The sequence below is a fragment of the Pseudomonas corrugata genome (genome assembly GCF_001269905.1).
Classification (GTDB): Bacteria; Pseudomonadota; Gammaproteobacteria; order Pseudomonadales; family Pseudomonadaceae; genus Aquipseudomonas; species Aquipseudomonas corrugata.
Map to the genome: position 1 here is coordinate 344,651 of NZ_LHVK01000008.1, position 17,625 is coordinate 362,275.

18 protein-coding genes and 1 tRNA gene are annotated in these 17,625 nt (G+C 59.4%); 16 read left to right on the plus strand and 3 right to left on the minus strand.

Annotated elements, in window-relative coordinates; all coding sequences use genetic code 11:
* Nucleotides 1-54 precede the first annotated feature (54 nt).
* The 10 genes from ybgC (at nucleotide 55) to AD665_RS12750 (ending at nucleotide 7,071) form a co-directional block, all read left to right on the plus strand.
* A complete protein-coding gene (ybgC, locus tag AD665_RS12705) occupies nucleotides 55-522 on the plus strand; it encodes a tol-pal system-associated acyl-CoA thioesterase (RefSeq protein WP_024779456.1) in 468 nt (155 codons plus the stop codon).
* Nucleotides 512-1,207 (plus strand): protein TolQ, encoded by a 696-nt coding sequence (gene tolQ / locus AD665_RS12710; protein WP_024779457.1) that lies wholly within the window; start codon nucleotides 512-514, stop codon nucleotides 1,205-1,207. Before ybgC ends, tolQ begins: the two co-directional genes overlap by 11 nt.
* A 23-nt stretch (nucleotides 1,208-1,230) precedes the next feature.
* Nucleotides 1,231-1,683 carry a protein TolR gene (gene tolR / locus AD665_RS12715; RefSeq protein ID WP_161796096.1) on the plus strand — a complete coding sequence of 151 codons (453 nt, stop codon included), beginning with the start codon at nucleotides 1,231-1,233 and terminating at the stop codon, nucleotides 1,681-1,683.
* Complete coding sequence (tolA, locus tag AD665_RS12720) at nucleotides 1,683-2,741, plus strand: cell envelope integrity protein TolA (RefSeq protein ID WP_024779458.1); 1,059 nt, start codon at nucleotides 1,683-1,685, stop codon at nucleotides 2,739-2,741. The genes tolR and tolA overlap by 1 nt, the downstream gene beginning before the upstream one ends.
* Nucleotides 2,738-4,039 (plus strand): Tol-Pal system beta propeller repeat protein TolB, encoded by a 1,302-nt coding sequence (gene tolB / locus AD665_RS12725; RefSeq protein WP_080686254.1) that lies wholly within the window; start codon nucleotides 2,738-2,740, stop codon nucleotides 4,037-4,039. The genes tolA and tolB overlap by 4 nt, the downstream gene beginning before the upstream one ends.
* A gap of 52 nt (nucleotides 4,040-4,091) precedes the next feature.
* Nucleotides 4,092-4,592, plus strand: coding sequence for a peptidoglycan-associated lipoprotein Pal (pal, locus tag AD665_RS12730; protein ID WP_024779460.1), 501 nt, complete (start codon nucleotides 4,092-4,094; stop codon nucleotides 4,590-4,592).
* 6 nt (nucleotides 4,593-4,598) lie between these two features.
* Complete coding sequence (gene ybgF, locus AD665_RS12735) at nucleotides 4,599-5,423, plus strand: tol-pal system protein YbgF (protein WP_024779461.1); 825 nt, start codon at nucleotides 4,599-4,601, stop codon at nucleotides 5,421-5,423.
* A gap of 167 nt (nucleotides 5,424-5,590) precedes the next feature.
* Nucleotides 5,591-6,238, plus strand: coding sequence for a 7-carboxy-7-deazaguanine synthase QueE (gene queE, locus AD665_RS12740; RefSeq protein ID WP_053192333.1), 648 nt, complete (start codon nucleotides 5,591-5,593; stop codon nucleotides 6,236-6,238).
* A 1-nt stretch (nucleotide 6,239) separates the two neighbouring features.
* Complete coding sequence (gene queC / locus AD665_RS12745; RefSeq protein ID WP_024779463.1) at nucleotides 6,240-6,932, plus strand: 7-cyano-7-deazaguanine synthase QueC; 693 nt, start codon at nucleotides 6,240-6,242, stop codon at nucleotides 6,930-6,932.
* Between the two features lie 63 nt (nucleotides 6,933-6,995).
* A tRNA-Lys gene (locus AD665_RS12750) sits at nucleotides 6,996-7,071 on the plus strand.
* Between the two features lie 128 nt (nucleotides 7,072-7,199).
* Here AD665_RS12750 and AD665_RS12755 read toward each other — a convergent pair.
* The gene (locus AD665_RS12755) at nucleotides 7,200-8,135 is read right to left on the minus strand and encodes a LysR family transcriptional regulator (protein WP_033034671.1); all 936 of its coding nucleotides are present in this window, start codon (nucleotides 8,133-8,135) and stop codon (nucleotides 7,200-7,202) included.
* A 170-nt stretch (nucleotides 8,136-8,305) separates the two neighbouring features.
* Here AD665_RS12755 and AD665_RS12760 point away from each other — a divergent pair, with 170 nt between their 5' ends.
* The 6 genes from AD665_RS12760 to AD665_RS12785 are packed head-to-tail and all read left to right on the plus strand — an operon-like array spanning nucleotide 8,306 to nucleotide 15,205.
* Nucleotides 8,306-8,923, plus strand: a complete 618-nt coding sequence (locus tag AD665_RS12760) for a thermostable hemolysin (RefSeq protein ID WP_053192335.1) — start codon at nucleotides 8,306-8,308, stop codon at nucleotides 8,921-8,923.
* The gene (locus tag AD665_RS12765; RefSeq protein WP_053192337.1) at nucleotides 8,920-10,482 is read left to right on the plus strand and encodes an AMP-binding protein; all 1,563 of its coding nucleotides are present in this window, start codon (nucleotides 8,920-8,922) and stop codon (nucleotides 10,480-10,482) included. The genes AD665_RS12760 and AD665_RS12765 overlap by 4 nt, the downstream gene beginning before the upstream one ends.
* Nucleotides 10,457-11,338 carry a TauD/TfdA family dioxygenase gene (locus tag AD665_RS12770; RefSeq protein ID WP_024779467.1) on the plus strand — a complete coding sequence of 294 codons (882 nt, stop codon included), beginning with the start codon at nucleotides 10,457-10,459 and terminating at the stop codon, nucleotides 11,336-11,338. Before AD665_RS12765 ends, AD665_RS12770 begins: the two co-directional genes overlap by 26 nt.
* A 9-nt stretch (nucleotides 11,339-11,347) precedes the next feature.
* Nucleotides 11,348-12,472 carry an aminotransferase class III-fold pyridoxal phosphate-dependent enzyme gene (locus tag AD665_RS12775; RefSeq protein ID WP_053192339.1) on the plus strand — a complete coding sequence of 375 codons (1,125 nt, stop codon included), beginning with the start codon at nucleotides 11,348-11,350 and terminating at the stop codon, nucleotides 12,470-12,472.
* Nucleotides 12,450-13,790 carry an aspartate aminotransferase family protein gene (locus AD665_RS12780; RefSeq protein ID WP_024779469.1) on the plus strand — a complete coding sequence of 447 codons (1,341 nt, stop codon included), beginning with the start codon at nucleotides 12,450-12,452 and terminating at the stop codon, nucleotides 13,788-13,790. The genes AD665_RS12775 and AD665_RS12780 overlap by 23 nt, the downstream gene beginning before the upstream one ends.
* Nucleotides 13,791-13,792: 2 nt before the next feature.
* The gene (locus AD665_RS12785; protein ID WP_053192341.1) at nucleotides 13,793-15,205 is read left to right on the plus strand and encodes an amidase; all 1,413 of its coding nucleotides are present in this window, start codon (nucleotides 13,793-13,795) and stop codon (nucleotides 15,203-15,205) included.
* A 48-nt stretch (nucleotides 15,206-15,253) separates the two neighbouring features.
* Here the strand turns inward: AD665_RS12785 and AD665_RS12790 are convergent, their stop codons facing one another.
* Complete coding sequence (locus AD665_RS12790; RefSeq protein ID WP_024779471.1) at nucleotides 15,254-16,165, minus strand: DMT family transporter; 912 nt, start codon at nucleotides 16,163-16,165, stop codon at nucleotides 15,254-15,256.
* Between the two features lie 129 nt (nucleotides 16,166-16,294).
* The gene (locus tag AD665_RS12795; protein WP_053192343.1) at nucleotides 16,295-17,482 is read right to left on the minus strand and encodes a cyanate transporter; all 1,188 of its coding nucleotides are present in this window, start codon (nucleotides 17,480-17,482) and stop codon (nucleotides 16,295-16,297) included.
* Nucleotides 17,483-17,625 lie beyond the last annotated feature (143 nt).

The window sequence follows — 17,625 nt, forward strand, 5'->3', positions numbered from 1 at the left end:
AGAATGAAAAAACCGTTGCCGCCGATTGGCAACCCGAGGAGTAAGCACTAGAGTATGCGCGCGCAAAACGGGCTGGAGTCGTTCGCACATCGCTGTCGCGTTTATTACGAGGACACCGATGCTGGCGGCATCGTTTACTACGTCAATTACCTCAAGTTTATGGAACGGGCTCGAACCGAACGGCTGCGGGAACTGGGTTTCGCCCAATCCGCGCTGGCAGGGGAGGACCTGTTATTCGTCGTGCATTCCAGCGAAGCGCGCTACCACGCGCCGGCGCGACTGGACGACGAGCTTCTGGTAAGTGCCGATGTCATTGAATTGAACCGTGTCAGCCTGCGTTTCAAGCAGCAGGTCAGGCGGGCTACGGATAATGCGCTGCTCTGTGAAGGGCAGTTTTTGGTGGCCTGTGTGCGCACCCATAGTTTGAAACCCCGGGCCATTCCCGAAGCTCTACGCACGGCCTTTGCCGGCGTGAGCGGCGCGGGTACACACTCAGAGCAGGAGATAAAGCGTGGAAGCTAACGTCGTCGACCATACCTCCATGTGGAGCCTGGTCAGCAATGCCAGCGTCGTGGTGCAACTGGTAATGCTGACCCTGGTAGCCGCATCGGTGACCTCATGGATCATGATTTTTCAGCGCAGCAACCTGCTGCGCGCCGGTCGCCGTGCCCTGGAGAGCTTTGAAGAGCGCTTCTGGTCGGGTATCGACCTGTCCAAGCTTTACCGCCAGGCGGGCAGCAACCCGGATCCGGATTCGGGGGTGGAGCAGATCTTCCGTGCCGGTTTCAAGGAGTTTTCCCGTTTGCGCCAGCAGCCGGGCGTCGACCCTGAAGCAGTGATGGAAGGTGTGGCACGTGCCATGCGCGTGGCCATTTCCCGCGAGGAAGAAAAGCTCGAGCAGAGCCTGCCGTTCCTGGCCACCGTCGGTTCGGTCAGCCCGTACATCGGCCTGTTCGGTACCGTATGGGGGATCATGAACTCCTTCCGTGGGCTGGCCTCCGCCCAGCAGGCCACCCTGGCCACCGTAGCCCCGGGTATCGCCGAGGCCCTGGTCGCCACCGCCATTGGCCTGTTCGCGGCCATCCCGGCCGTTATCGCCTACAACCGCTTCGCTGCCCGCAGCGAGACGCTGATCAGCCGTTACTACACCTTCGCCGATGAATTCCAGGCGATCCTGCACCGCAAAGTGCACACCAGCGAAGAATAAGCAGGTATTTCCCGATGGCTTTAATCGCTCGAGCCCGAAACAAGCGCAAGCCGGTTGCCGAGATGAACGTGGTGCCCTACATCGACGTGATGCTGGTACTGCTGGTCATCTTCATGGTAACCGCGCCGATGCTCAATCAGGGCGTGAAGGTGGATCTGCCCAAGGTTTCCAGCGAAGCCTTGCCGCAGGACAACAACACCCAAGTCCTGACCATTTCGATCAAGGCTGACAAGACCTACTACTGGAACCTTGGCAGCGAAGTCGACACCGAAAAGCAGCAGGACCGGGCCATGACCCTGCCCCAGATGACCGATGCGGTGACCAAGATCATTCGTGTCGGCAATGACGCCGGCAAACGTACCCAGGTCTTCATTCGCGGTGACAAGACCGTCGACTACGGTGCCGTGATGGGCGCGATGGGCGGTCTGCAGAAAGCCGGGGTCGGTAATGTTGGCTTGATCACCGAGGCGCCCTGATGCAGCAACAGCGAGAGCCGTCCGCCTCGGAAAGCTACTTCTGGCCCAGCGTCCTGGCAATCGGCCTGCACGTGCTGGTGTTCGGCATGCTGTTCGTCAGTTTTGCCATGACGCCGGAACTGCCGCCGGCCAAGCCGATCGTGCAGGCGACCCTTTACCAGCTCAAGTCGAAGAGCCAAGCCACTACGCAGACCAACCAGAAGCTGGCCGGCGAGGCGAAGAAGTCCGCTGCTCGGCAGACTGAGGTCGAGCAGATGGAGCAGAAGAAGGTTGAGCAGGAAGCGATAAAGGCGGCGGAACAAAAGAAAGAGGAAGCTGCTCAAAAGGCCGAAGAAGCCAAGAAGGCCGACGAGGCGAAAAAAGCTGACGAGGCCAAGAAAGCCGATGAGGCGAAAAAAGCCGAGGCCAAGAAGGCAGAAGAGAAACAATTGGCTGATATAGCCAAGAAGAAAGCCGAAGAGGAAGCCAAGAAAGCCGCTGAGGAAGAGGCCAAGAAAGCGGCCGCCGAAGAGGCCAAGAAGAAGATTGTCGAGGACGCGAAGAAGAAAGCGGCCGAAGACGCCAAGAAGAAAGCTGAAGCTGACGAGGCGAAGAAGAAAGTCGCTGAAGATGCGAAGAAGAAAGCCGCCGCCGATGCCGCCAAGAAAAAGGCCCAGGATGCAGCGCGCAAGTCTGCCGAAGAGAAAAAGGCTCAGGCCTTGGCAGATCTGCTTTCCGACACGCCGCAGCGCCAGCAGGCCTTGGCCGATGAGCAAGGCGATGAAGTCGCCGGTAGCTTCGATGATCTGATTCGTGCCCGGGCGGCAGAGGGCTGGGCTCGTCCGCCATCGGCGCGCCAGGGTATGACGGTTGTATTGCAGATCGGTATGTTGCCTGACGGTACGGTGACCTCGGTCACGGTGTCCAAGTCCAGCGGCGATGGTCCGTTCGACGCTTCGGCAGTCGCGGCGGTCAAGAACATCGGACGATTGACGGAAATGCAAGGAATGAAACCGAGCGATTTTGCTCCCTATCGTTCATTCAAGATGACATTCACACCTGAGGATCTAGCCTTGTGAGAAACCTTCTTCGAGGAATGCTTGTCGTTATCTGCTGCCTGGCAGGGATAGCGGTGGCAGAGGAAAAGAACATTCTGGTCACCAGCGGCAGCGATCGGGCGACTCCGATCGCCGTCGTACCGTTCGGCTGGCAGGGCGGAACCGTACTGCCGGACGACATGGCGGAAATCATCGGCAATGACTTGCGCAACTCGGGTTATTACGCGCCGATTCCGAAGCAGAACATGATCAGCCTGCCCACCCAGGCCAGCGAAGTCATCTACCGTGACTGGAAGGCACTGGGCGCGCAGTACATCATGGTCGGCAGCATCGTTCCGGCCGGCGGCCGCCTGCAGGTGCAATACGCGCTGTTCAACGTCGCCACCGAGCAGCAGGTACTGACCGGCAGTGTGTCGGGCAGCACTGACCAACTGCGTGACATGGCGCACTACATCTCTGACCAGTCGTTCGAGAAACTCACCGGCATCAAGGGTGCATTCTCCACTCGCATGCTCTACGTGACGGCCGAGCGGTTCTCCGAGAAAAACACTCGCTACACCCTGCAGCGCTCCGACTACGATGGCGCCCGGGCGGTCACCCTGCTGCAATCGCGCGAGCCGATCCTGTCGCCGCGTTTCGCTCCCGACGGCAAGCGCATCGCCTACGTGTCGTTCGAGCAGAAGCGTCCGCGCATTTTCGTGCAGCACATCGATACCGGTCGCCGCGAGCAGATCACCAACTTCGAAGGCCTGAACGGCGCGCCAGCCTGGTCGCCGGACGGTAACCGCCTGGCGTTCGTACTGTCCAAGGACGGTAATCCGGACATCTATGTGATGAACCTGGCCTCGCGTTCGATCTCCCGTGTCACCAACGGTCCGGGCATTAACACCGAACCGTTCTGGGGCAAGGATGGCTCGACCATCTACTTCACCTCCGACCGTGGCGGCAAGCCGCAGATCTACAAGACCAGTGCCAGTGGCGGCGGTGCCGAGCGCGTGACCTTCATCGGTAACTACAACGCCAACCCTAAACTGTCGGCGGACGAGAAGACCCTGGTGATGATCCATCGCCAGGACGGTTTCACCAATTTCAAGGTGGCAGCCCAGGATATTCAGCGCGGCAGCGTAAAAATCCTCACTGATAGCACTCTGGACGAGTCACCCACTGTTGCGCCCAACGGCACCATGGTAATCTACGCCACCCGCCAGCAGGGCCGGGGAGTCTTGATGCTCGTGTCCATTAATGGACGCGTGAGGCTCCCGCTTCCTACCGCTCAAGGCGAAGTCAGAGAACCGTCCTGGTCCCCTTACCTGAACTGACGCGGCGCAATACGCTTTACTTAACACACTGGGGTTCATTAGGAGTTTCACGATGGAAATGCTGAAGTTTGGTAAATTTGCTGCGCTGGCTCTCGCCATGGCTGTAGCTGTAGGTTGCTCGTCCAAAGGCGGCGACAACGCCGGTGAAGGCGCTGTTGATCCGAACGCTGGTTACGGCGCCAACACTGGTGCAGTTGACGGCTCCATGAGCGAAGAAGCTGCTCTGCGCGCAATCACCACCTTCTACTTCGAATACGACAGCTCGGACCTGAAGCCAGAAGCCATGCGCGCTCTGGACGTTCACGCCAAAGACCTGAAAGCAAACGGCGCTCGCGTTGTTCTGGAAGGCAACACCGACGAACGTGGTACTCGTGAGTACAACATGGCACTGGGCGAGCGTCGTGCGAAAGCCGTTCAACGCTACCTGGTACTGCAAGGTGTTTCCCCAGCTCAGCTGGAACTGGTTTCCTACGGCGAAGAGCGTCCAGTTGCTACCGGCAACGACGAGCAGTCCTGGGCTCAAAACCGTCGCGTCGAACTGCGTAAGAACTGATTCGTCATGCGAACGTGCCGTCGTGCTGTAACTGTTCTGGCTCTCAGTCTCGCACCGCTTGCGGTGTGGGCTGCGGTTCCTGTGGTCGATAACGACACCGGCTATAACAATAGCGGGAGCAGCTATCCGCCTGCAGGTTACGGTACGAACGGCGCCTATGCCGGGGGAGGGGTTTCGGCCCCTGTCTCGGCACAGGGCGAGCTGTTCAACCAACTGCAGCAAATGCAGGATCAACTGTCACGCCAACAAGGCGCGATTGAAGTTCTGCAAAACGAAGTATCGCGCATGAAGCAGGAAAACCTGGAGCGTTACCAGGATCTTGATCGGCGCATAGGAAGCGGTGCAGCACCTGCCGCGACTCCTGAGAATTCTCCTGCCGGTGGCGACTTGAACGCCCCCGGTGCCGCTGCAGGCGCGGGTGCTCCAGCCCCTGCCGCCGGTGGCGAACCGGCTGATCCGGCGAAGGAAAAGCTCTATTACGATGCTGCCTTCGACCTGATCAAGGCCAAGGATTTCGACAAGGCCAGCCAGGCTTTTGCCGCTTTCCTGCGCAAATACCCCAACAGCCAGTACGCGGGCAATGCCCAATACTGGTTGGGTGAAGTGAACCTGGCCAAGGGTGACCTGCAGGGCGCCGGCCAGGCATTCGCCAAGGTTTCCCAGTTGTATCCCAAGCATGCCAAGGTGCCGGATTCATTGTATAAACTGGCTGACGTGGAGCGCCGCCTTGGTCATACCGACAAGGTCAAGGGCATCCTGCAGCAGGTGGTCTCCCAATATCCGGGCACGTCTGCCGCCCAGTTGGCCCAGCGTGATCTGCAGCGCATGTAAGGCGGTTTGACCCCGTAACGAAGAAACCCGCGCCTGTCGCGGGTTTTTTCGTTAGAATTCACGCCCTTTTTCTGAAATACGCTTTTTGGAGCCTGTGCGATGGCGGGGTTCCTTGAAGTGCCTGACGGAGGCGGACGGCCTGTTTAGCTGTTACGCCCGTGGCGACTATGCAAGACACATTGAGAATCACCGAAGTTTTTTACTCGTTGCAGGGTGAAACGCGAACGGCCGGGCTGCCCACAGTATTTGTGCGCCTCACCGGTTGCCCGTTGCGTTGCCAATACTGCGACAGTGCCTACGCCTTCAGCGGCGGCACCCTGCGAACCCTCGACGACATCCTTGAGCAAGTGGCCAGCTATCGCCCACGCTACGTCTGTGTCACGGGCGGCGAACCGCTGGCACAACCCAACGCCATTCCCTTGCTCAAACAGCTGTGTGATGCCGGTTACGAGGTCTCGCTGGAGACCAGCGGCGCCCTGGATATCTCGGCCGTCGACCCGCGTGTCAGTCGCGTCGTGGACCTGAAAACCCCGGGATCCAAGGAAGCGCATCGTAACCGCTACGAGAACATTGAACTGCTCACGCCCAATGATCAGGTCAAGTTCGTTATTTGTTCACGGGAAGATTATGACTGGGCCGTGTCCAAGCTGATCCAGTATGGACTCGACCAGCGGGCCGGTGAGGTACTGGTGTCGCCAAGTCATCACGACTTGAACGCGCGGGATCTGGCGGACTGGGTAGTGGCGGATAACCTGCCGGTGCGCCTGCAATTGCAGCTGCACAAATATCTTTGGAATGACGAGCCGGGGCGCTGATATGACTGAACAGACGAACACTGCAGAAAAACGAGCGGTCATCCTGTTGTCCGGCGGCCTGGATTCGGCCACGGTCGTGGCCATGGCCCGTGCCGAAGGTTATCGCTGCTACACCATGAGTTTCGATTACGGCCAGCGCCATCGTGCTGAACTGTACGCGGCAGAGCGGGTGGCTCGGGACTTGGGCGTGGTGGAGCACAAGGTGATTGGCCTGAACCTCAATGGCATCGGTGGTTCGGCCCTGACCGACAGCTCTATCGCTGTGCCCGAAGCTCCGAGTGAAGGCATACCGGTGACCTATGTGCCGGCGCGTAACACAGTATTCCTGTCCCTGGCACTGGGTTGGGCCGAAGTGCTGGAAGCCCGTGACATTTTCATCGGCGTCAATGCGGTGGATTATTCCGGCTACCCGGACTGCCGCCCTGAGTTCGTCGAGGCCTTCGAACGCATGGCCAACCTGGCGACCAAGGCCGGCGTGGAAGGGCAAGGTTTCCGCATCCAGGCGCCGCTGCAGAATCTCAGCAAGGCCGATATCGTCAGAGCTGGTGTGAAGCTTGGCGTGAACTATGGACTGACCGTTTCCTGCTATCAGGCTGATGATCAGGGCCGTGCCTGTGGCAAATGCGACAGCTGCCGCCTGCGTGCCGAAGGCTTTGCGGCGGCGGGCGTAAGCGATCCAACCCCTTATTTTTGATTTTTTTCAAATTAGGTGTTGAATAGTCCTTAGAAATCAGTATTATACGCGCCACCACACAGCGGGTCGTTAGCTCAGTTGGTAGAGCAGTTGGCTTTTAACCAATTGGTCGTAGGTTCGAATCCCACACGACCCACCATTTTTGCTGTTTTAAAAGTCTGGAAGGCCCACGAAAGTGAGGATTTCCGGATTTTTTTTTGCCTGTAGAAAACTTCCAGGCCGGCAAGTCCGGGAACCACGCGAGGATGCGAGTGGTCCCCGGGTGACTCAGAGCAAGCCGTCCTCGGCGCAGACCTTCACGATCTGCTCGCGAAACCAGACGTTGGCGTTGTCCTGGCCCGGTTTCTCGCACCACATCATATCCAGCGTAAAGTTCGGCAACCCGGCCGGTGGCTTGCGATGGCTGAACCTGGTCTCGTCACAGGTCAGCGCCTGAATGCGTCGGGGCAGGGTCAGCACGAAGTCGGTCCCGGTGACCATATTGAGCGCTGCCACGTAGCTGTTGGCCCGGGCGACGATCTGCCGGCTATAGCCCTGTCGGGCCAACCAACCGTCGATCATGTTGGTATCGGATGTCCAAGGGGTCGGGAAAACATGCTGGCACGCTACAAATGTCTCTAGGCTGAGTGCCTCGTCCGGCAAGTCGACGTTTCTATCGACTACGCAGACCAATTCATCTTCCAGTAATACTTGCGAGCGCAAGCCTTTGGCGCTGCGATGAAAGTTGGGGCCAAAACAAATTGCCAGATCGAAACGACCATCCGTCAGTTCGTCAACGGGAATATCTTTATGGAATTTGGTTATGTTGATGATGACTGGGAATTGGCTGCCAATAAAACGCTTTACCAATGTTGGCAAAATCAATAATTCAAAATATTCCGGTGCGCAAATATTGAATGTTATTTCTTTCTGTGTGGGGTCGAAGGTTTGAATGCCGGAATGACAGATATTGATGCTTTGAAGAATCTTTACAATATGACTGTACATCGCAGTGGCCTTGTTAGTAGGGCGCATGCCACTGCGGGTGTTAATGAATAATTCATCTTCGAAGCTGGTGCGCAGCTTCTTCAGGCAATAGCTCACGGTGGACTGGCTGACGCAGAGGGCCTCGGAGACCTCGGTGACACTGCTCTGCTCGTACACTGCGACGAACACCATCAAGTCTTGCATGTCCAGCTTTCTAAGCAAATTACTATTGAGCATAAGATCCTTCTTGGCGCAATCCATGGGCTAGCGTCTCTGATTTTTATGACAAAGACGTTTATTTATATATTAGCGGAAGCAATTTATTTTTTAAATGGCTTGTAGGATTTTTCTTAAATATGCTCGCCTCGCTTTTATAGACATCCTGCACAGGGACGGAGGAGGACGAAATGCAAATACGTGTCGCGGAAACTAAATCGCCATTATGGGTACAGGCTACTGAGGTAGTAAAAGACAAGTTTCGCAGTTCTTATGCGGCTTCGGTAGAACCGAATCCACAATACTTTGCGGTCACTCAGGATCAGCAAGATCGCATACTCGCGTGTGCCGGGATTACTTTTGGGGATCACCGCATTCTCTTTTCCGAGCAATACCTGACACAACCGATTGAAGAGATCCTGTCCCAACGTTTCGAGAAAACCATCGAGCGTTCGAACATTGTCGAGATCGGCAATCTGATTTCCCATCACCTAACGGCGGGAATGATTCTCGTTAATATGATTCCGCTGTTGTCCTGGTGCATGGGCGGGCATTACTTGTTGTGCACTGTTACTCCTCGGGTCCGGCAAATGATGGAAAGTTGCCAGATAGATTTCGAGCCGCTGTTGACCGCAGACCCCACTCGTCTGGCTGATGAAGGCGGCAAGAATTGGGGCACCTATTACGCCAAGAAGCCTGTTACCGGTTTCATTCGGGTCGATCCGAAGCGCTCGCGTTTCGCCGCCACGACTCTCAACACCTCGTTCACACAGTTGCCCGGTGAGTCGTTGGCGAGGGCGCAGCCATGAGCGGTAGTTTTATCAACCAGTTGAAACAGGCATTGCAGGTCAATCGCCAGGCGGTCTGCGCGGTTGACTGGGCGTCGGGTACCGAGCCTGTGGCGCTGACCTACGGCGAACTGGAGCACCGGGTGTTTAATCTGGCTGCTGAGCTGCAACAACGTTTTGCCACTCCAGCCCACGGCGATCAAGTGGTGTTGGGGATCGCGACGCGCAACAGCAGCGACTGGCTGGTGGCCGATCTGGCCTGCCTGTTTGCAGGGATTACCGCGCTCCCGTTGCCGCTGGCGTTCAGTCAATCCCAGGCCGAGCATCTGGCCGAGCGTTGCGACGGATTCCTGGTGGATGCCGCAGGGCAGCGAACACTGGCGCAACGCTGGAAGCTGAACTTTCCCGACAGTCGCCTGCGCCGCCTTGGCGAGCCGGTGGTCGAGCAACCCCTGTTGCACACTCCGGACGATGCGGGTGACTGGATCTGCAAGATCATTCACACCTCAGGCACCACCAGCCGGCCGAAAGGCGTGCGCTTGAGCAATCAGGCGGTTGGCGCGGTGCTGACGTCGCTGCGCGAACGCATGCCGGCCAATGCCCATCGTCGGTATCTGTCGCTGGTACCGTTGAGCCTGCTGCTCGAGCAGGTGACCGCCGCGTACCTGCCGCTCCTGGCCGGCGGGACCGTGCATTTCCTGCCACCGAGCGAAGCATTGCTCGGCGAACCCGGGGCTTCGCCGCAACGTCTGGTCGACTGGATCCTGCACGTTCAGCCAACGGCGCTGACGGTACCGCCAGTCATGATCAATCGCTTTCTGGAGCAGTTGAATGAAGGCGGCGAGGCGGGGGAGCGGCTGGCGAGTTACCTGAAGTCCGGCGCTCACATCACCTGCGGCGGCGCGGCGGTGAGTATTGATGCCCTGCATGATCTGGCAGAGCAAGGCATCGAGGTGTACCAGGGCTACGGGCTGTCGGAAAACGCGTCGGTGGTCAGCATGAACACCTTCGAAGAGCAGCGCCTGGGCAGTGTCGGCAAGCCGCTTCCCCATGTGCAGGTGCGGATCGGCGCTGATCAGACCATCGAGGTCAAGAGCAGCTCGCTGTTCAGCGGCTATTCGGGGACGGACCCCAGCGCGTGTTCCATGTCCGGCGACGGCTGGATGGACACCGGCGACCTGGGGATGCTCGACGAGGACGGCTACCTCTACGTGCACGGCCGCAAGAAGAACGTGATCTGCCTGCCCAACGGCCGCAATGTCAGCCCCGAGCAGGTCGAGCTGGAATATCGCAAATACCCGGGCGTGAACGACGCCGCGGTGTTCTTCGATGAGCAGCACGGTCTCGTGGCGTTGCTGTGCGTCGAATCGGCACCGGCCAGCGATGAACTGGTGAGCTGGTCGACCGGCCGCTTCTCCGATATCGAACGACCGAACCGGCTCTGGTTGTTGAGCAAGGATGATCCGTTGATCGAGCAGCTCTACACCGTCACCGGCCGACCGAAACGTGCCGATATCGCCACTGTTTTTTCCACTCTGCAAGGGAACGCATCCAATGAGCACACCTGCCTTTCACTTTGAAAACCCTGACGTCTCCATCGTCGAGTCGCACCACTTCGCCAGTCTGGGCAAGGCCGAGTTGTACGAGCTGCTGGGACACTACGGTGTCGTGCTGTTTCGCAACTGCATCCACAACGCCGAGATGTTCAGCACCTACGTCAAGCAGAACAGTTCCAGGCTGAGCCTGGATCCGGCGCGGGTCATGGTCGGTGGTGCCGCACAGCTGGTAGATGCCGGGCATCAGGCGGTTGGCCTGCATTGCGAGAATGGCAACTCGCCGTTCTGGCCGGACATGACTTGGTTCTATTGCCAGGAAGCGCCGCGCAAGGGTTCGCAAACCACGATCTGCGACGGCGAGAAGGTACTGGCGAGACTGTCCCCGGGCTGCCGCAGCTTTTTCGAAAACAACCCTATTCGCTACAGCCGTACCGTGGCGGGGGAAAAGTGGCGCCGGTTGGTTTGCCATTATTCGCCGACTTTGTCGGATCCGGCGGCCGTGGTCATTGAGGATCTGTTGCAGATCATCGGTGATGACCCGCAGACGCAGATTTCCTTCAACCCGGCTGATGACTCGATGCACTACGCCTTCAGCACGTCGGCGATCCTCACCTCCGCGTTCAGCCAGCGCCCGGCGTTTGCCAACAGCATCCTGGGGCCTTCGTTCAACTACGAGGCGCCAGTGATCGATACGGTGGACGGTCAGGTGATTCCCGCCGAGTTCCTCGCCGAAATCGCCGAAATCTCCGCCCAGTACACCGTTCCGGTGGGTTGGCGTGACCACGATGTGGTGATGATTGATAACCGTAGGGTCATGCACGGTCGTGAAACCATCGTCGATGAGCGTCGACGCATTTTCAATGCCCTGAGCTACCGTTGAGAGGGTTCCATGAAAAGCGATAAATACATTATTGGCGGGCAGTACGAGACCTACCTCGATGGCGATGGCCGGCAGATCATCGACCTGACCGGCGGGTTCGGCTTCCAGGTGCCAGCGGTGATCGACGCGGTCACCCGTCAGGCGCAGATCATGGGGCTGTCCAACCGGGTATTGATGTCCGAGCCGCTGATTGCCTTGTGCCGCCGTCTGGCCGAGCTGTTGCCAGAGCCATTGGTCAGTTCCTATGTGTGCAGTTCCGGCGACGAAGCATTCGAAGGCGCCTTGAAGTTATGCAAGGGGCTCAAGCCGAAGGGCAACACCATCGTGTTTATCCAGGGTGGTGAGTATGGCTCGCTGACCTACGGGCGTTGCCTCAATGCCACGCAAGGCGACCCGGACGTGCAACATTTCTTGGGCTTCAAGCGCGTGGCAGTTCGTCATCTCGCAGACCTGGATTTGGTGGAGTGGAGTGATTGCTTCGCGGTCTGCCATAGCAGTACCCGCGTCGATGCGAACGGTCGATTGCAATTGCTTGAACCGGCCCTGGTCGAGCGCTTGCATGCCCATGCGGCGCAAGCCTCGGTACCGGTGATCGCGGTAGACACCCAGACCTGCCTGGGCAGCCTGGGCTCGCTGTTTGGTTTCCAGCGTTATCGTTGTGTCCCGGACATTGTCGTGCTTGGTGGCGCGCTGGGGGGCAGTGCGATTCCCATCGGCACCTATACCTGCAGCGAGCGCATGGCCTGGCAGGTCTATGGACGCAGCAGCCCGGCCAAGCATGGCAGCACCACGGCCGGTAATCCGATGGCCTGCGTGGCGGCCTTGGCCGCGCTGGATTATGTGCAGGCCAACGACTCGCCCCGCCAATGCCTGGAGAACGGTCAGCGACTGGCGCAGACCCTGGCGTCGTTCGGCGCCGTGGCCGAGGGCGGCTGGGTCGGCCTGCCACTGGCCGATGATCTGCAGCCGAGCGTGCTGTGCGAGGCCCTTTACCGGCAAGGTGTCTACGTCAGTGCGCCCCGTGGTCGCGAACTGCTCCTGCGCTGCCCCATTACCGCCCGCCCCGAACATATCCAACGTGCTGCCAACATCATCAAGGAGACCTTAAGCCATGTCCTTACTCAGGCCGCATGAACAACTGCTGGATGATTGCCAGCGGTACTGGAGCGCCTCGGCGGCCAAGCTCTACCGCTTGGGCAAGACCAGCGTCGAGCAACAGGCCGATGGCATTCACGTTACTGACCACACTGGCAAGCGCTTTATCGACTGTGCGTGCAGCTACGGCGTGTTCATCGTCGGCCACCGCAACCCTATGGTCCGCGAGCAGGTACAGGCGCAACTGAACCAGATGGCCTGGGTACCGGAGGGGCGGCGTCATCCGCTCCAGGACAAATTGACCGAACGTCTGTGCCAACTGGTGCCGGGGGAGTGGGGGGACGTGCAGTACATGGTCTCGGGGGCCGAGGCCATCGAGCAGAGCCTGCGCTATGCGTTGCGCATCCAGCCGCGCCGTCGCGGGATCGTGGTGATGAGCGGTTCCTACCACGGCAAGACTCTGGCGGCGATGAGCATACTGGGGCAACGACAGAATCACCGCAGCTATGGCATTGCCGCACCCGATGTGACCCATGTGCCCTACGGTGATTTTGCTGCCCTGCAACAGGCTGTGGGCGAAGGGGTGTGTGCGGTATATGTCGAACCGATCCTCGGCGGCGCACACTTGCAGGTGCCCCCGGTGGGCTACATGGCCAATTTGCGGGCCTTGTGCGATGCCACCGGCACCCTGTTGGTGGCGGATGAAATCCAGACCGGTTTCGGTCGGTGTGGCAAATGGTTCGCGGTGCAATATGACGACGTAGTGCCCGACATCATGATCCTCTCCAAGGGCCTGACCGGCGGCTACACCTCGTTCGCCTGCGCCATGTACAGCAAGCGCCTGGCGACCCAGTACCCGCTCAGTGACATCGAGCCTGACACGCGGACCAACGGCGGGCACCCGGTGGCGTGCGCCTCCGCGCTTGCGGCCATCGATTACATCGAGCAGAACAACCTGGTGGAGCAGTCACGGATCAATGGCGGTTTGCTGCGCCATGGTCTTCAACGCCTGGCGCTGCGCTATCCGCACATTGTGGAGGACGTCCCCGGGGTGGGTCTGATGACGGGGCTGCGCTTGCGTGGCTCGGTCTATGAAGCCCTGATGAGTATGGAACTGAGCAAGCGCGGCATTCATGCCGGGCACTCGATGAATGAGAAGGCCGAGCGCCCGGTGCTGCGCTTCTATCCGCCGCTGAACATCTCGCCCGATGCGTTGCGCCATATCCTGACGATGATCGAAGAGGCCCTCGAAGCTATCAACCGGCGCCCGGCGCTGGCGGTCAAGGCGTTCTCCCTGGTGGTACGCAACATGTATCAGTTGCCCAATAAATGGTTGCGCAGCAAGGAGGCGTCGTGAGCATGTTCAACCCTGATTCGCTGACCCTGCGGGAAATGGCCGGTCTGTTGCGACGTGGCGTGCTGACCAGCGTCACGTTGCTGGAGTTTTATCTGCAGCGGATCGCCGAGCGTAACCGGCAGATCAATGCACTGATCCAACTGGCGCCTGTGGAGGAGTTGCGGCGCCAGGCCCGCGAAGCTGACGAGATGGCGCGCATCGGTCAGATCAGTGGTCCGCTGCATGGTATTCCCATCACCATCAAGGACGTCCTCCACGTGCAGGGATTCAGGATGTCCCGGGGACTGGAGGAATTGCTGGGCGACGTCAGCCAGCAGGACGCGACGGCCGTCGCCCGGCTTCGCCAGGCCGGGGCGATCATCCTGGGTATCAGCAATGTGCCTGAACTGTGCATGGCCTTCGAGACCGAGAACCTGATCTACGGCCGCACTCTCAACCCCCATGATTTGCAACGCTCCGCCGGCGGCAGCAGTGGCGGTGAAGCGGCCGCGATCGCCGCCGGCTGTTCGCCCGCCGGGCTGGCCTCCGATGCTTGTGGCAGTGTGCGGATACCCGCGCACTTCAATGGCATTTGCGGCTTGAAACTGACCCAGGGCCGGGTGCCGTTGACTGGCCAGTATCCCAACGACCGCTCCGGGCTATTCCATCTGACCTCGGCTTTTGGCGTGATGGGGCGCTATGTCGATGACCTGGCGCTGCTCGGACCGCTGATCAGCGGTGCCGACGAACAGGATCCGGACACCGTCGACGTGCCGTTTGTCGAAAGTGAGCCGTTGGCCAGCCTGCGGGTCGCACTGTTTTCGGAGTCGGACCGCACGCCCGTCAGCGCGGCGGTGAACGAGGTCTTGCAGCAGGTTGAACGATGCCTGAGTCAGGTGGTGGCGCAGGTGAGTCCGGTGGCACCGCCAATGCTTGAGGAGGCCTGTGATGTGCTGTGGCGGGTGTTCATTACCGGGGGCGACGCCGGGCGTGGCTGGCGACAGCTATTCGAGTCAATGAACAAGCGCCGTTTTACCCCGGCCATCGCGAAGTTGCTGGACATGAGCGAAGCCACGGAGTTGACCGTGGATGAAGTCAAGCGTGACTGGATCGCGATCGACACCTTCCGCTATCAGTTGGCGAAGTTCTTCAAGCAACACGACCTGTTCATCTGCCCGGTGTTTCCAGACGTAGCGTTCCATCATGGAGAATCCCTGGAGGATCGCAATCGCTATGCCTTCGTATTCCCGTTCAGTCTCAGCGGGTCACCGGCGGTGGTGATCCGCGCCGGCACCGATGCAGCCACTGGAATGCCCATCGGCATCCAGATTGTCGGGCCACATTGGCAGGAGGAACGATTGCTGGCGGTAGCGGCTTTCCTTGAGCGGGAGCTGGAGCGCTGGAGCCCTGTTTCACCTCGTTCGGCGTCGCACTAGAGGTTGTATACGTGTAGCGCACCGCTTCGTACAAAGCCTGGGATGATTTCAAGCTGTAACAGTTCTGGCGTTACGGCTTGAAATCACCAGCGCCAGCATCCCCACGCCTACCAGTCCGGCACCGATGATTTCGAGCACCATCGGTTGTTGCCTGAGCCAGAACCAGTTGAGCAGCGTCACGAACAGCGTGTTGAGGTATACGTAGGAAATGACCGTGGACGGTGCGATTACCCCGATGGCCCGGTGCAACAGCCAGAACGTTGCGAGGGTACCGAACAGGGCCAGGTACACCAGCCAGCCGATGTCCAGCATCGACAATTGCAGGCCGCTGCGCCAGCCGCCGCTGAACAGGCAGAACACCAAGAGAAACAGCGAACCGAACAGCATGTTCCAGAACGTCATCGCCACCGGATCTCGCCCCTTGAGCGCCTTGGCCTTGAACCGTTGACTAAGGGGTGAGTACAAGGCCATCGCCACGCAACCGGCACCGAAGACCATCACCGGATAGAGCGCAGGCATCTGCCCCGGAGTTGTACCCTTGAGCGTCAGCAACACGGCGCCGGCCGCCGCGATCAGCATGGGCAGCAAGCGGGTCTTGAGGTTTGGACTGGGCAGCAGGAACACCTCGAAGAACAAGGTCATCAATGGCACCAGTGTGTACAGCGTTGCGGTATTGACCGCCGAGGTGTAGCGCAACGCCTCGAACAGCGAACCAAAGTAGGTCGCCAGCAACAGGCCAAGCACTGCGTGGGCCAGCAACCCTTTGGCGGTGATGGGCGAGGTGTTTTTCAGCAGTAACAGCGGCAAGAACAACAAGGCCGAAAACAGCAGCCGCAAGCCCGTGAGCAGAATCGGATCGATCGATTGGCTGACCTGAGCCGCTGCGAAGAACGACGAGGTGATCAGCATTGCCCAGATAAGCATGCCCCAGTGAGCGGCTGCAAAACCGACGTGTTTCATCAAGGTCTTATTCCTGTGTTCGAGAACTGGAACGTCATGATGGGCAAATCCGTCGGCCGTCATGGATGGGGGGATAAAGACAGGGCCGCTTTCATTGCGGCCCTTTTTTCAGCGACGCGACTGGTTCCGCTAGCTGATGTGCCGCGCGTACTGCTTGGGATTGAAGCGCAACACCATCAGGATCATCAGTGCCATGACCGCAGTGAGCGACCACCAGGCCCATTCGAAGCTGCCCAATTGATCGCGGATCATCCCGGCGATCAAGGGTGAAAGCCCAGCGATCAGATAGCCGATGCCTTGCACGAACGCCGTCAGGCCACCGGCCCGGCGTGGGTTGTCCAGGTGGTCGAGGGATACGATCAGGCTCATCGGGAACAGGCCGCCGATACCCAGCCCCAGCAGGCAGGGCCACAGCAGGCTGAAGCGGTCCGGGCTCAAGATCAGGCCGCAGAAACCCGCTATGATCAGGGCCAGCAGGACAGCCAGCACCAGGCGCTTGTCCTGGCTGCGGTTGGCAATGGCCGGGGTGACGAGCCCGGACAGTACTTCCATCGCCGTCAGGAACCCCAGCAACAGGCCCGCGTGCTGCTCGCTCCAGCCTTTTTCCACGTAGTACGGCGCCAGCCAGGCCAACACACAGGTGTAAGACGCCGTGCCAAGGCCGAAGAAAATCGCCAGTAGCCAGGCCCGGCCATTGGCGAAGAACGATTCCTTGTTCCGGCTCGGGGCGTCGGGCAACGGTGTAACGGCCGCGCGCTGGGCATACCAGCAACCGAGGGCAACCAACGCCAGCACCGCCCAGATCGCCAGGCCGATACGCCAGCTGCCGGTCTGTGTCAGGACGAAGGGTGAAAATGACGCCGCCAGTGCTGCTCCACCCATGATCGAGGTGACATACAGCCCCATGAATAGCGAAACGTTGTCGCTGAACCGCGATTTGATCAGCGCCGGCATCACCGCCTGAATCAGCGCGATCCCGACCCCGGCCACCACGGCACTGATAATCAGCTCGGCGGCGCTGTCCAGATACAGGCGCGACGCCGTGGCGATGCCGATGATCAACAGCGAGAGCACGATGGTGCGGTGTTCACCGATGCGCAGGGCAATGCGCATGCCCAGGAACATCGCCAGCCCCATCGCCATGACCGGCAGCATGGTCAACAATGACGCGGTGCTGAAACTCAACGGCACCTCGCCACGGATGGCTGACAACAGCGGTCCGACCGCCGCCATCGAAGGTCGCAGGTTCAGCGCCACCAACACCACACTGACCATCAGCCAGACGGCGTGGGTGCTTGAAGTTCGAACGTTTTCCATAACGAAGCCTTGGCTTATAAAAATGCCATTTAGGCCGGGAAGCGAGGGTAGAGGCAAACTGAAAACTGGGCAGCGATATTGAAAGATTAAATGCCCATCAACCTTGTGGGAGCGAGCCTGCTCGCGATGGCGGCGGTAAAGCC

What these genes read in the sequence shown, in the direction of transcription:
- ybgC (WP_024779456.1), top strand. Translation starts at nt 55, where the DNA reads ATGCGCGCGCAAAACGGGCTGGAGTCGTTCGCACATCGCTGTCGCGTT.
- AD665_RS12760 (WP_053192335.1), top strand. Translation starts at nt 8,306, where the DNA reads ATGCAAATACGTGTCGCGGAAACTAAATCGCCATTATGGGTACAGGCT.
- AD665_RS12770 (WP_024779467.1), top strand. Translation starts at nt 10,457, where the DNA reads ATGAGCACACCTGCCTTTCACTTTGAAAACCCTGACGTCTCCATCGTC.
- AD665_RS12785 (WP_053192341.1), top strand. Translation starts at nt 13,793, where the DNA reads ATGTTCAACCCTGATTCGCTGACCCTGCGGGAAATGGCCGGTCTGTTG.
- AD665_RS12755 (WP_033034671.1), bottom strand. Translation starts at nt 8,135, where the DNA reads ATGCTCAATAGTAATTTGCTTAGAAAGCTGGACATGCAAGACTTGATG.
- AD665_RS12775 (WP_053192339.1), top strand. Translation starts at nt 11,348, where the DNA reads ATGAAAAGCGATAAATACATTATTGGCGGGCAGTACGAGACCTACCTC.
- tolA (WP_024779458.1), top strand. Translation starts at nt 1,683, where the DNA reads ATGCAGCAACAGCGAGAGCCGTCCGCCTCGGAAAGCTACTTCTGGCCC.
- ybgF (WP_024779461.1), top strand. Translation starts at nt 4,599, where the DNA reads ATGCGAACGTGCCGTCGTGCTGTAACTGTTCTGGCTCTCAGTCTCGCA.
- AD665_RS12780 (WP_024779469.1), top strand. Translation starts at nt 12,450, where the DNA reads ATGTCCTTACTCAGGCCGCATGAACAACTGCTGGATGATTGCCAGCGG.
- AD665_RS12795 (WP_053192343.1), bottom strand. Translation starts at nt 17,482, where the DNA reads ATGGAAAACGTTCGAACTTCAAGCACCCACGCCGTCTGGCTGATGGTC.
- pal (WP_024779460.1), top strand. Translation starts at nt 4,092, where the DNA reads ATGGAAATGCTGAAGTTTGGTAAATTTGCTGCGCTGGCTCTCGCCATG.
- queE (WP_053192333.1), top strand. Translation starts at nt 5,591, where the DNA reads ATGCAAGACACATTGAGAATCACCGAAGTTTTTTACTCGTTGCAGGGT.
- AD665_RS12765 (WP_053192337.1), top strand. Translation starts at nt 8,920, where the DNA reads ATGAGCGGTAGTTTTATCAACCAGTTGAAACAGGCATTGCAGGTCAAT.
- queC (WP_024779463.1), top strand. Translation starts at nt 6,240, where the DNA reads ATGACTGAACAGACGAACACTGCAGAAAAACGAGCGGTCATCCTGTTG.
- AD665_RS12790 (WP_024779471.1), bottom strand. Translation starts at nt 16,165, where the DNA reads ATGAAACACGTCGGTTTTGCAGCCGCTCACTGGGGCATGCTTATCTGG.